Origin of the sequence: Streptomyces mexicanus, from assembly GCF_902506575.1 — a bacterium.
Classification (GTDB): Bacteria; Actinomycetota; Actinomycetes; order Streptomycetales; family Streptomycetaceae; genus Streptomyces; species Streptomyces mexicanus.
The window spans coordinates 7,095,872-7,108,243 of the sequence record NZ_LR732544.1 but is presented as its reverse complement, the minus strand read 5'-3'; the positions used below and the strand labels follow the sequence as shown (position 1 = coordinate 7,108,243).

The following is a 12,372-nucleotide window of genomic DNA, read 5'->3' as shown; positions in this document are numbered from 1 at the left end:
CCGCAGGACTCCGCCGGCGCATCGCAGCCGCACGAGACCATGCGGCTGCGCGCCATCCGCCCCCGCCCGGCCGACCGGCGCCCCGCCGCGCCCTCGGGCCCGGCTTCCGACCAGCCCTCGGGCCCGCGGCCCGACCGGCGCAGAAAGCGAAGCCGTACCCTCGCGCCACCCGCCGCCGTCGCCCGGCTCCTGGCCCCGGCCGGCCGCCTTCTGGCACCGCTGGCCGCGGTGCTCGCGCCGTACGCGCGCAAGCTGAAACCCGTCTACCCGCGCCCGGGCCGCACCGGCTGGCGGCGCTGGCTGCCCTCCTGGCGGCAGTGGCTGGGCGGCACCCTCGGCGCCATCGGCCTGACCGGCGTCTTCCTGGTCATCGCCTACGCCACCACGGACATACCGCAGAACCTGAACAGCTACGCCACCCAGCAGGACAACGTCTACTTCTGGTCCGACGGCACGCCGATGGCCCGCACCGGCTGGGTCCAGCGGCAGGCCATGCCGCTGAAGGACATCCCCCCGGACGTGCGCTGGGCGGTCCTCGCGGCCGAGAACGAGACCTTCTACAGCGACCCCGGCATCTCCTTCAAGGGCCTCACCCGCGCCCTGTGGCGCACGGTCGGCGAGGGCGACACCGAGGGCGGCTCCACCATCACCCAGCAGTACGTCAAGAACGTCTACCTGAACCAGAACCGCACCGTCACCCGTAAGTTCACCGAGGCGATGATCGCCCTGAAGCTCGACAACAAGATGAGCAAGGACAAGATCCTGGAGGGCTATCTGAACACCAGCTGGTTCGGTCGCGGCACCTACGGCATCCAGCGTGCCGCGCAGGCCTACTACGGCAAGGACGTCGATCAACTCAACGCCAGCCAGGCCGCCTTCCTCGCCTCGCTCCTCAAGGGCGCCGGCCTGTACGACCCGACGCTGAGCAAGGCCAACCACCAGCGGGCCGTGGAACGCTGGAACTGGATCCTCGACCGCATGGTCAAGATCGGCAAACTGTCGGCGCGGGAACGCGCGACGTACACGACGTTCCCCGAGCCGCTGAAGACCAACCCGCTGTACGACACCGGCCAGCAGAGCGACTACCTGGTCGAACTGGCCTCGCAGTACGCCAAGAAGGCCGCGCACCTGTCGGACAAGGACTTCGACCTGGGCGGCTTCCAGATCTACACGACCTTCGACCGCAAGCGGGAGGAGACGCTCACCAAGGCCGTCACCGACGCCCGCGAGCAGGCGAAGAGCGCCGAGCCCGGCCTGGCGAAGTCCGCCCACTACGGCGCCGCCTCGGTGGCCACCGACGGGCGGATCCTCGCCGTCTACGGCGGCCCCGCCCCCCGCACACAGGGCTACAACGAGCCCAACGCCGCCACCGTGCCCGCCGGTTCGGCCTTCCAGCCGTTCGTGTACGCGGCCGGCCTGCAGCACGGCGTCGTCAAGAAACGGGACGCGCCCCGCGTGCGGATCACCCCGGACACCGTCTACGACGGCGACGACGGCGTCCCCGTCACCACGCCCGAGGGCCCCTACTGGGACCGCAGCGGCCGCAAGGTCGCCGCTCACAACGACGGCGGAAAGGACTGGGGGAAGATCCCCCTGCGCACGGCGCTCGCCCGGTCGGTGAACACACCGTTCATGCAACTGGGCATGGACACCGGCCTGGACAAGGTCAAGCAGACCGCCGTGGCCTGCGGGCTGCTGGCCTCCAGCATCGGCCCGCAGGTGCCCGCGCTGTCCCTGGGCAGCTCCACCCCCAGCGCCATCCGCATGGCCAGCGGCTACGCCACCTCCGCCGCCGACGGGATGCACCCCGAGCCGTACTCGGTGCACCGGATCACCCGCAACGGCTCCCAGGTGCGCCTGGACGCCTCGCCCGCGCGGCGCGCGGTGGACGCGCCGGTGGCCCGGCAGGTCACCGAGGCGCTCACCGACGCCTTCCGCACCGCCCACCCCACCGCGGCGCCCGCGGGCGCGCCGGTGGCCGGCAAGGCCGGCACCACCGAGGACGACACCGCCGCCTGGTACGCCGGCACCGCCGAGTCGGTGTCCACGGCCGTCGTCGTCTACCGCATGGACCTGGCCAAGAGCCTCGAACCGCTGCCGCTCAAGGGCCTCGCCGGCACCGCCGCCCACAGCGTGCCCTACACGATCTGGTCCGGCGCCATGGCTCCACTCGGCTGACCTCCGGCCGGCCGGCGGCACCCCGCCGCCACCGCACCGCACCGTAGCGATCACCGCGTACGCGCGCCTCCCGCCACGCGAGGGGCGCCGACCCGCGACCCCGGCCGACGGTGGCTCCCCCACCGGCAATCCGTGTCAAAAGTAGCAAAGCGGTAACCTCTGGGTTAATCCGGAGTGATGTGCGTGGGGCCGCCGGGTGGCGAACCGGACGCCGGACCTGCCGCGCCGGAACCAGGAGCCGTGACCGAGAGCCGTGACCGAGAGCCGGGACCGGGAGCCGGGACCGGGAGGTCCTACGAGAGGCGGGGAAGCTGTGTTCGGCCATGAGGGCGGGGCCGCACCGCAGGAGGGCGCGCGTGCCCTGGACCACGAGGTGGGCCGCCTGGCACAGGCCGGTTCCGCGCACGTGGTGGCGGCGTATCTGGACGTCCCGGAGGACAGGCTCATACGGATGACCGTCGTGACCGGGGTCCCTGCCCGGATCGCCCGGCCCTGGTCCCGGGTGGCGCGCGCGGCCCCCGTTCCGGTGGCCGAGGCGGTGCGCACCGGCCGGCCGGTGTGGATCGGCTCCCATCAGGAGCTGGCGCGTCGCTTCCCCCGTACCGCACTGGCCTTCCCGTATCCGGTCGCCATGTACGTGGCCCCCCTGGTCGACGGCGGCACCTGCTGGGGGGCGGTGCTGCTGCTGTGGCCCGGCACCCGGCCGCCCACGCTCGGCACCGACGAGCGACGCGCCATCGGCGACGCCTGCCGGCGCATGGCGCGGGGGCTGAGACGATCCGCCGAGAGGGGAGAGCCGGTGCGGCCGCGGTCCGAGCCGCTGGCGCTGGAGCCGCCTGCGCCACCGGGCGAGGATCCGGCCGTCCACGTCGTGGACCGCCTTCCCGGCGGCGTGTGCGGACTGGACCTGGACGGGCGTGTGACGTTCCTCGGCGCCGGCGCCTGTGAACTCCTCGGCAGCGGCCCCGGTGAGCTGCTGGGGCAGCGCCCCTGGGAGGTGCTGCCCTGGCTGGACGACCCCGCGAACGAGAACGCGTATCTGTCCGCGCTGTTCAGCCGTCTGCCCGCGCGCTTCAGCGCGCGCCACCCACGCGGCCAGTGGCTGTCGTTCGTCCTGTACGCCGACGACCGGGGGATCACGCTGCGCGTACGGGCCATCGACCTGCCGGAGCAGGACCGGGAGCGGGAGGTCGCCCGGACCGCCCCGGCCGGCGCCCCGGTCCGCGCCGGCACGCTGTTCCACCTGCTGCACCTGGCGTCGGCGCTCACCGAAGCGGTCAGTGTCCAGGAGGTGACCGACTCCCTGTCCGAGCAGATGATGCCCGTGCTCGACGCACAGGGGTTCGCGCTGCTGACCGCGGAGGAGGGCCGGTTGCACGTCGTGGGCTCGCGCGGCTTCCCCCCGGAGATGCCCGCGTACTTCGAGGGCCTGCCGATGGCCACCCGCACCGAAGGCGTGCGCACCATCGAGAGCGGGACCGCGTCGTTCCACCCGGACAGCACCGCGCTGCTGCGCGCGTATCCGGACGTGGAACGGTACGGGGACATGGCCGCGTACGCCTACCTGCCGTTGACGGTCTCCGGCAGGACGATCGGCTGCTGCGTCCTCGGATACGACCGGCGGCGCCCCTTCGCCCCCGACGAGCGCGCGGAACTCACCTCCCTGGCCGGGGTGATCGCACAGGCGCTGGAACGCGCTCGCCTCTACGACGCCAACGCCAGGGCGGCCCGGGACCTCCAGGCGGGCCTGCTGCCGGGCGAACTGCCGCGGCTGAGGGGCCTGCGCGTCGAGGCCCACTACCAGCCGGCCACCACCCTCCTGGACGTCGGCGGTGACTTCTACGACGTGATCCGGCTCGACGAGGCCACGGCGGCGGCCGTCATCGGCGACGTGCAGGGGCACAGCGTGCGGGCGGCCGCACTGATGGGACAGGTCCGCACCGCCGTGCACAGCCACGCTCAGGTCGGCGCGTCCCCCGACGTGGTCCTCGCGCGCACCAACCGCCTCCTGGAGGATCTGGACACCGACCTGTTCGCGAGCTGTGTCTACGCGCACATCGACCTGCGGCGCGGGCGTGCCCTGCTGGCCACGGCAGGCCATCCGCCCCCGATCGTCCGGTATCCCGGCGGCCGCACCCAGGTGCTGGACCTGCCGCCGGGTCTCCTCCTCGGCATCGAGCCGGACGCACGGTTCCACACGACCGAGATCGCGCTGCCGCCCGGCAGCCTGCTGGCCCTCTACACCGACGGCCTCGTGGAACGGCCCGGCGCCGACCTGGGCAAGGCCGTCAGCGACCTCGCCGAGTGCATCGCCCAGGCCCCTGCGGGCCCCCTGCCCACGCTGCGCGACAGGCTCCTGCGCGTCATGGCGGGCCGGGCGCACGACGACCGTGCCAACGGCGACGACATCGCCCTGCTGCTGCTCGAGACGGAGAACGCGGGCCCGGGACGCGCCGGACCGACCGGGGAAGCGGCGGCGGTCAGTGCGCCGACTGCGGGTAGAGCGCCTCGACGCCTGCCGACAGAGCGCCGCGCACCTGGCGGCTGATCTCGTCGGCGACGATCTCGTGCAGGCCCTTGTCGACGCCTTCCAGGGCGATCCGGGCGATGTCGGCGGGATCCGACTTCGGCACGTCGAGCGCGGCGACCAGATCGGTGTCCATGTAGCCGACGTGCAGGGCGCTGACCTGCGTGCCCTGGCCGGCCAGTTGCACGCGCAGCGCGTTGGTGACGGACCACGCGGCGGACTTGGCCGCGCAGTACCCGGCGGCGTCGGGCATCGCCCACCAGGACAGCACGGAGAGCACGTTGAGGATCGCGCCGCCGCCGTTGCGGGCGAGCACGGGCGCGAAGGCGCGGCTGACGGCCAGGGTGCCGAGCACATGCGTCTCGAAGTCGGTACGGAAGGCGTCGAGGTCGCCGTCGAGCACCGAGGCGCCGGACGAGGTGCCCGCGTTGTTGATCAGGAGGGTGACGTCAGGGGCCTGCTCGGCCGCGGACCGCACGGCGGCCGGGTCGGTGATGTCCAGCGCGATCGGGATCGCCCCTGCGGCGGTGACCTTGCGGGGGTCGCGGGCCGCGGCGTAGACCTTGCTCGCGCCGGCCTCCAGCAGGGCGCGCACGAAGCGGTCGCCGAGGCCGCGATTGCCGCCGGTGACAAAGGCGACGGAGCCGTTGACGGTCATGGGGAGCCTTCTTCCATGGGACGAGCGGGGAGACCCCCGCTGGGGCGCCGGTCCGCTGCGGGCACCGGACCGGAAGGCACGAGGGGTGCCCGGACATGGAGGAAACCGATCGGTTTACCTCTCTCTGACGAGAGTAAACCGATCGGTTTCCGTTGTCGAGCGCTCGCGGTACGCTCGATCCATGACGACAGCGAAGCCCGCATCCGACACCGCCTCCGCGGCATCGCCCGCCAAGGCGCCGCCCCGCGAACGGCTGCTCGACGCGGCGGCCGAGCTGTTCGAGCGGGAGGGCGTCGGTGTCGGTACGGACGCCCTGTGCCGTGCGGCCGGTGTCTCGAAGCGGTCGATGTACCAGTTGTTCGCCGGCAAGGACGAGATCATCGCCGCGTCCCTGGAGCGCCGGGCGCCCGTGCTGAGCGCCTTCCTGCTGCCGCCGCCGGACGAGCCGGCCTCGCCACGCGAGCGGATGCTGTACGTCTTCCGACGCCTGGAGGAAGTCGCCCAGGACCCCGGTTATCGCGGCTGCCCCTACGTGTCGACCCTGGTCGAGCTCAAGGATCCCGAGCATCCGGCGAGCGTCGTGGCGCTGCGGCACAAGGGTGGGCTGGCGGCGTTCTTCCGCGCGGAGGCGGAACGCGGCGGTGCGGCCGACCCGGCGCTGCTGGCCCGTCAGCTGACCCTGGTCTACGACGGCGCCGCGACCCGTGCCGGCACGGGCGCCGAACGCCTGGACGGGCTCGCGCTCGCCACCGCGGGCGCGCTCATGGACGCGGCCGGCGTGGGGGAGTAGCCGCCGACGGGCGCCCGCGGTGCTGTTCCTGTCCCCGTGGCCCACCGGTGGGGACGACACCGCCCTGCCGGCCCTGTGCCCGCCCGCGGCCGGAACACCTGCTCGTGGCCGCCCCGGCCCCACGCCCTCCCCGGTGTCTCGGCGCAGCCCGGCGGCCCCCGGAGGGACTGCGCCCGGCTCCGTCCAACCGCGCGCTTTCGTGGAGGATCCGCGCCGCAGCCGTGATCCGCGAGGACGAGCCGGCAACTGACCGGTGTGGGCCGCCCGTTACCGCACGCGAGGGCCCGGCCGTCGCCCGGCCGGGCCCTCGTGTCCGCCTCGCAGGGCGCGCTGCTCCTCGTACGGAGGCGCTCCTCGTACGGAGGCGCTCCTCGTGCGGAGACCGCTCCTCGTACGCAGACCGTGACTACCAGCGGTACCAGCGGCCCTTGCGGCCACCGCTGCCCGCAGGCCGGACGATGAAGCCCAGCAGCCACACGACCAGCACGATCACCGCGATCCACCACAGCGCCTTCAGTGCGAAACCCGCGCCGAAGAGGATCAGGGCCAGCAGCAGAACCAGAAGCAGGGGAACCATCGTTATCAACCTCCTGGCCACCGGATGCCCGTGGTTCAGCCGGACAAGCACACAAACTGCGCGTTACTTTTACAGGTTGGCGGGCATCAGGGGGCGGCGCACACCTGCGCCCTCGCAGTCACCTCCCCGCGGTCTTTCGCGCTGGGGCGCGTCTCACTCATGTACAGGGCAGCCATCGGCGTGTTGTGATGCTCACGCTCACTTCCATCGATGGAAACCGACGGAGAGGTCGTGTCCCCACCGGTGCGGCACGGACGGGCCGCCCGGCAGACCCGAGAACGGAGTTGTTCGTGAGACCCCATTGCACGAGGAGACGGTGGAGTTCCCTGCCGCGGTGGTCGCTCACCGCCGCGCTGGGCATGGCCGTCGCCGTCACGTTGCCCGGCGCGGGGCCCGCATCGGCTCACAGCGGCCAGAAACACCACATTCCTTCCGTCACCTCCGGAGACGCCCGCTTCGAGATCCTCTCGCCGACGCTCATCCGCACCGAGTACGCGGGCGACCACAAGTTCACCGACGACCCCACGTTCAACGCGATCGGCCGCGACGGGTTCACACCGGCCGCCTACACCGCCCGCACCAGCGGTGGCTGGCTGACCATCAGAACCAGCGCGATGACCCTGCGCTACCGGGTCGGCTCCGGACCGTTCGACGCCCGGAACCTCTCGGTGCGCCTGAGCGCGGGCGACGCCCCGGTGACCGCCGCCCCCTGGCAGCGGCTGACCTGTTCGCCCGGCGCTCTGTGCGAGGCGGAGAGCCTCCGGCTCGACGGCGTGTCCGTGTCGTCCGACCACTCGGGCCACACCGGCACCGGGTTCGCCGCGGGATTCGTGGGAACCGGCAGTTCGGCGTCCGCTGACATCGATGTCAAGGAGGCGGGCACCTACGACTTCGCCCTGCGCTACGCCAACGCCCAAGGCGGCGACGGCAAGAACGAGACCCGGACGCTCAGCCTGTCCGTCGACGGCGGCGCGGGCCGGACGGTGACGCTGCCGACCACGGGGAACTGGGACACCTGGAAACTCGCCACCGCCGCCGGGGTGAAACTGAGCGCGGGCCACCACACGATCGCACTGACCCACTCCGCCTCGGACACCGGAAACGTCAACGTCGACAGCGTCGCGCTGGTGCGCCCCGGCGACCCGTACCCGCCGGTGTCCACCACCGCCATAACCGACTGCCTGCTCGGCACGAGCTGCGAGGCGGAGGCCGGGCGGATCGCCGGCACCGCGACCAGCGCCACCGACCACGGCGGCTACGCGGGCAACGGCTTCGTCGCCGAGCTGAACCAGGGATCGAGCGTGACCACCCACCTGGTCCAGGTGCCCGCCGACGGCACCTACACCCTGCGGGTGCGCTACGCCAACGGCACCGGCAGCGACGGCCTGCACCAGACCCGCACCGCCTCGGTGTCCACCGGTGCCGACACCGCGACCCTGACCCTGCCGGCGACGAAGGACTGGGACGACTGGCAGACCGCCTCGGTGCCGGTGACCCTGAAAGCGGGCGAGGACGACGTCACCCTCGGCTGCCCCGAGGCGGCGAGCTGCCACGTCAACCTGGACACCGTCTCCGTCGCCCCCGCCGGCGCCGCGGCCCCGCAGCCGCACATCGCACTCGGCGGCTACCGCCGCGGTCTGGACGGCGTGACCGGCAACGGCCCCGCCCCGGTGACCACCCCGGGCCTGCTCGACAGGGACGGCTGGTACCTGCTGGACGACACCCCGTCGGCGCTCTACGACACCGCCACGCAGCAGGTGACACCGCGCCCCTCGCACGGCGGCGAGCCGTACCAGGACGGCTACGTCTTCGGCTACGGGCACGACTACAAGCAGGGCCTCACCGACCTGGCCACCCTGACCGGCCCCCCGGCGCTCCTGCCCGCCTGGGCGTACGGCGTGTGGTACTCGGAGTACATCGACCGCACCGCGGCCGACTACCGAAACACCATCCTGCCGGCCTTCCGCTCCGAAGGCGTCCCGCTGGACGTGCTGGTGACCGACACGGACTACAAGGCCGTGAACGACTGGAGCGGTTGGGAGATGGACCGGACGAAGTTCCCGGATCCGAAGGGGTTCTTCGACTGGTCGGCCGCCCAGGGGTTGCACAACACGCTCAACGTGCACCCGAGCATCCTCGCCTCCGACCCGCAGTTCGCCCAGGCCCAGGCGACGGCCAAGGGCAAGCTGACGAAGGGCGGTTGCGCCGGGGGCGCCTCGGTCGAGAACAACTGCTACACCTTCGACTTCGGCGATCCCGACCAGCTCAAGGCGTACCTGGACCTGCACCGGACCATGGACGAGCAGGGCAACGACTTCTGGTGGCTCGACTGGTGCTGCGACTCCTCGCAGTCGTCCCTGAAGGGTGTGACACCGGACGCGTGGATCAACCAGCAGTACGCCACGCTCACCGGCCAGAGGCTCGGCCGCGGCTTCGTCCTCTCGCGGGCCTACGGTTCGCTCCAGGCCGGCGGATACAGCGGCCAGCAGGCACTGCCGACCGGGCCGTGGGCGGACAAGCGCACCACCGTGCACTTCACCGGTGACACCTCCTCCACCTGGGGCACCCTGAAGCTCGAGGTCGGCTACACCCCGGGCGAGTCCGCGGCGACCGGCATGGCCGCCGTCACGCACGACATCGGCGGCCACAACGACACGACCGGGCTGACCGGCTCGGAGACCTACACCGACGGCGGCCAGACCCGTACCACGCACAAGCTGCCCGACGACCTGTACGCCCGCTGGGTGCAGTTCGGCACCTTCCAGCCCATCGACCGCCTGCACAGCAACCACAGCGACCGGCTGCCCTGGCAGTACGGCACCGAAGCGCGCAAGTCCGCCGACCGGTTCCTCAACCTCCGCGAGAACCTGGTGCCGTACACCTACTCACTGGCCGAGGAGGCCAACCGCACCGGCGTGCCGATCGTCCGGCCCACCTACCTGGAGTACCCCGACGAGGCCCAGGCGTACGCCACCGCGGGCAGCGAGTACTTCTACGGCCCGGACGTCCTGGTCGCGCCGGTCACGACACCGGGGACGACCGCGACCACCTCGGTGTGGTTCCCGCCGGGCCGGTGGACGGACTACTTCACCGGCAAGACCTACCAGGGCGGCACCACGCAGGACGTCACCACCGGCCTGGACACCATGCCGGTGTTCATCAAGGCCGGCGGCATCCTGCCGACCCGCACCCATGACGTCCCGGGCGACGACAAGGCCCCGCTGAGCGACGTCACCCTGACCGTGGCCACGGGCGCGCCGGGCTCGTACCGCCTGTACGAGGACGACGGGACCACCGCGCGAGTGGGACACAGCGCCACGACCACGGTCCGGTACGGCCGCAGCGGCTCCCGCCACACGGTGTCGATCGGTGCGGCGCAGGGCTCCTTCCCCGGCCAGGTGAAGGACCGCCGGTGGACGCTGTCCCTGCTGGGGACGACCCACGCGCCCACCGAAGTCACCGCCACCGGGGTCCGGCTGACCAGCGGCGACTACCACTGGGACCGGGCGACCGGGACGCTCACGATCAGCCTGCCCCGGCACACCGTGCACGGGCCGATCACCGTCACCTACCAGTAGGGGACGGGTACCCAGGAACGGCCCTCCCCAGGAACGGCCACACCCGGCGAGGGCCACACCGGGCCGGCCGCCCGCGAACCGGCGCACACCCTGCGCCTCCGCGCGGGCGTCCGGCCCGGTGCCGTTCGGCGAGGGCGGAACGACTCAGCGAGGGGGAAGGGCGAGCCGCAGCACGATCTCGCCGTCGTAGGTCTCCCCGGTGGCCTCGAACCCGAACTTCCGGTAGAAGGGCCACGGCTCTCCGTCCCCGGGCTCGTAGCTGGTCAGCAGCTCCGTCCCGCCGTCCGCACGCACCAGGGCGGCGAGTTGCGTGAGGGCCGCGCGTCCGATCCCCCGCCTCTGGTACCGCTTGTCGATCAGGAAACGCCAGAGGAAGTGCCGTCCTTGGAACGGACCGGCCGGAGGTCTCCACATCAGCATCACGAAGCCCACCGGCTCCTCGCCCTCGTACACGGCGCGGTACCAGGGACGGGTCTCCGGCTTCTTCGCCGCTTGCTTCAGGGACAGGGAGACGGAGGCGACGAACTGCCTCTGGTCGCGCCGGACGCGCAGCGCGCGCACCGCGTCCCGGTTGCCGTCGGTGACCTCCCGCAGGTGCACGCCCGGAGACCTCATGCCACACCTCTTCCTCCGTCCGGCGCCGCACGGTCCCGTCCGAGGCCGAACACGGCCGGGCCACCGGGCCGTCTCCGCTCGGGGGCGCGGTGACGACGGACGCCGATGTGGGTGGTGGCTGAGCTTAACCCGCCAGGTGCGGCCGGCACCGTATTGCCGGCTCGGCCGCGTCCTCCGGGCGGACGACGCTGGTTTCGAAAACGCCCCGCGTGCCCACGGCGTCCCTTCGCCGTGGGCACGCGGGTGCCGGCTCGCGCGGCGCGAGGCTCAGCAGTACAGGTTGCCGCCGGGGCTCACCCCGAGGATGGCGGTGAACCGCTGGTAGGCGTCGACGCGGCTCTGGACCTGTGCGGGGTTCTTGCCGTCGCACTCCAGGGAGCCGTTGATGGACCGGATGGTCTGGCCGAATCCGGCCTGGTTCACCATCGCGTTGTGCGGGGTCATGCTGCCGGGGCCGGACTGGGTGTTCCAGTACCACAGGCCGGTCCGCCAGGCGACCGCCGGGTCGTTCTGCACCAGCCAGGGGTTGTCCAGCAGGTCGATGCCGAGTGCGTCACCCGCGGCCTTGTAGTTGAAGTTCCAGCTGAGCTGCAGGGGGCCGCGGCCGTAGTAGGCGGACTGGCCCGCCGGGCAGCCGTACGACTGGCTCCAGTCGCAGTAGGTCGGATAGTTGGCGGTGTTCTGCTCGACCACGTACACCAGGCCGCCGGTCTCGTGGCTGACGTTGGCCAGGAAGGCGGCGGCCTCCTGCTTCTTCACGGTGTCACTGCCGGTGGTGGCGAAACCCGGGTAGGAGCTGAGCGCCTGGACCAGGCCGCTGTAGGTGTAGAAGCTGTTCCGGTTCGGGAACATCTGGTTGAACTGGGCCTCGGAGACCACGAAACCGGAGGGCGCGGACGTGCCACCGCCCGCCGGTGCGGTCCACTTCTGGTTCGCGGCCCCGGTGCAGGTCCAGATCTGCAGCCGCGTGCCGTTGGCGCTGTTGTTGTCGCGGACGTCCAGGCACTTGTCCGCGGCCGGGTTGACGATGTCGTGGGCCGCCGTGACCACCCACTGCTGATTGGCGCCGCCGGTGCAGTCCCACAGCTGGACCGCCGCGCCGTCGGTGGTGCCGCGGTCGACCACGTCGAGACACTTGCCGAGCGCCCGCAGCGTGCCGTCGCCGGGGTTGGACCAGTTCTGGGCGTTGGTGCCGTTGCAGTCGTAGAGCTGCACGGGTGTGCCGTTGGCACTGCTCGCGCCGGCCACGTCGACGCACTTGCCGGCCAGGCCGGTGATGCGGCCGTCGGCGGCGTGGGCCGGCGCGGCGGTGAACAGGGCGGCGAGGAGGGCGGCGGCAGCCGCGCCGAGCGTCACCCGGTGCAGGCCGCGGCGTCTGAGGAAGCGCGGCCGGGGACGGGAGGTGGAGGCAGGGACGGTCAAGGTCACTCCTTGGGTGTGGGGGAGGGG

General features: G+C 72.2%; 8 protein-coding genes. 4 read left to right on the top strand and 4 right to left on the bottom strand.

The annotated features are described in order from the left end of the window. Positions 1 to 39: 39 nt before the first annotated feature. Both GV126_RS31705 and GV126_RS31700 read left to right on the top strand, forming a co-directional pair. Positions 40 to 2,178, top strand: a complete 2,139-nt coding sequence (locus GV126_RS31705; RefSeq protein ID WP_159674345.1) for a transglycosylase domain-containing protein — start codon at positions 40 to 42, stop codon at positions 2,176 to 2,178. Between the two features lie 313 nt (positions 2,179 to 2,491). Continuing rightward, positions 2,492 to 4,726, top strand: coding sequence for a SpoIIE family protein phosphatase (locus GV126_RS31700; RefSeq protein ID WP_236570206.1), 2,235 nt, complete (start codon positions 2,492 to 2,494; stop codon positions 4,724 to 4,726). On the opposite strand, the gene GV126_RS31695 is transcribed toward GV126_RS31700, so the two are convergent. Continuing rightward, entirely contained in the window at positions 4,659 to 5,363 is a 705-nt protein-coding gene (locus GV126_RS31695; protein ID WP_159673050.1) for an SDR family oxidoreductase, read from the bottom strand. The genes GV126_RS31700 and GV126_RS31695 overlap by 68 nt on opposite strands. 181 nt (positions 5,364 to 5,544) lie before the next feature. On the opposite strand from GV126_RS31695, the gene GV126_RS31690 reads away from it, so the two are divergent. Next, positions 5,545 to 6,153 (top strand): TetR/AcrR family transcriptional regulator, encoded by a 609-nt coding sequence (locus tag GV126_RS31690; protein ID WP_159673048.1) that lies wholly within the window; start codon positions 5,545 to 5,547, stop codon positions 6,151 to 6,153. Positions 6,154 to 6,559: 406 nt separating this feature from the next. On the opposite strand, the gene GV126_RS31685 is transcribed toward GV126_RS31690, so the two are convergent. After that, the gene (locus GV126_RS31685; RefSeq protein WP_159673046.1) at positions 6,560 to 6,730 is read right to left on the bottom strand and encodes a hydrophobic protein; all 171 of its coding nucleotides are present in this window, start codon (positions 6,728 to 6,730) and stop codon (positions 6,560 to 6,562) included. A gap of 290 nt (positions 6,731 to 7,020) precedes the next feature. Here GV126_RS31685 and GV126_RS31680 point away from each other — a divergent pair, with 290 nt between their 5' ends. Beyond that, entirely contained in the window at positions 7,021 to 10,308 is a 3,288-nt protein-coding gene (locus tag GV126_RS31680; protein ID WP_500305219.1) for a TIM-barrel domain-containing protein, read from the top strand. Positions 10,309 to 10,452: 144 nt separating this feature from the next. Here the strand turns inward: GV126_RS31680 and GV126_RS31675 are convergent, their stop codons facing one another. After that, complete coding sequence (locus GV126_RS31675; RefSeq protein WP_202036457.1) at positions 10,453 to 10,923, bottom strand: GNAT family N-acetyltransferase; 471 nt, start codon at positions 10,921 to 10,923, stop codon at positions 10,453 to 10,455. A 267-nt stretch (positions 10,924 to 11,190) separates the two neighbouring features. Beyond that, complete coding sequence (locus GV126_RS31670) at positions 11,191 to 12,288, bottom strand: chitinase (protein WP_159674337.1); 1,098 nt, start codon at positions 12,286 to 12,288, stop codon at positions 11,191 to 11,193. Positions 12,289 to 12,372 lie beyond the last annotated feature (84 nt).

Excerpts from the sequence above, each read along its gene's own strand:
- GV126_RS31695 (WP_159673050.1), bottom strand. The coding sequence starts at position 5,363 with ATGACCGTCAACGGCTCCGTCGCCTTTGTCACCGGCGGCAATCGCGGC.
- GV126_RS31675 (WP_202036457.1), bottom strand. The coding sequence starts at position 10,923 with ATGAGGTCTCCGGGCGTGCACCTGCGGGAGGTCACCGACGGCAACCGG.
- GV126_RS31690 (WP_159673048.1), top strand. The coding sequence starts at position 5,545 with ATGACGACAGCGAAGCCCGCATCCGACACCGCCTCCGCGGCATCGCCC.
- GV126_RS31705 (WP_159674345.1), top strand. The coding sequence starts at position 40 with ATGCGGCTGCGCGCCATCCGCCCCCGCCCGGCCGACCGGCGCCCCGCC.
- GV126_RS31685 (WP_159673046.1), bottom strand. The coding sequence starts at position 6,730 with ATGGTTCCCCTGCTTCTGGTTCTGCTGCTGGCCCTGATCCTCTTCGGC.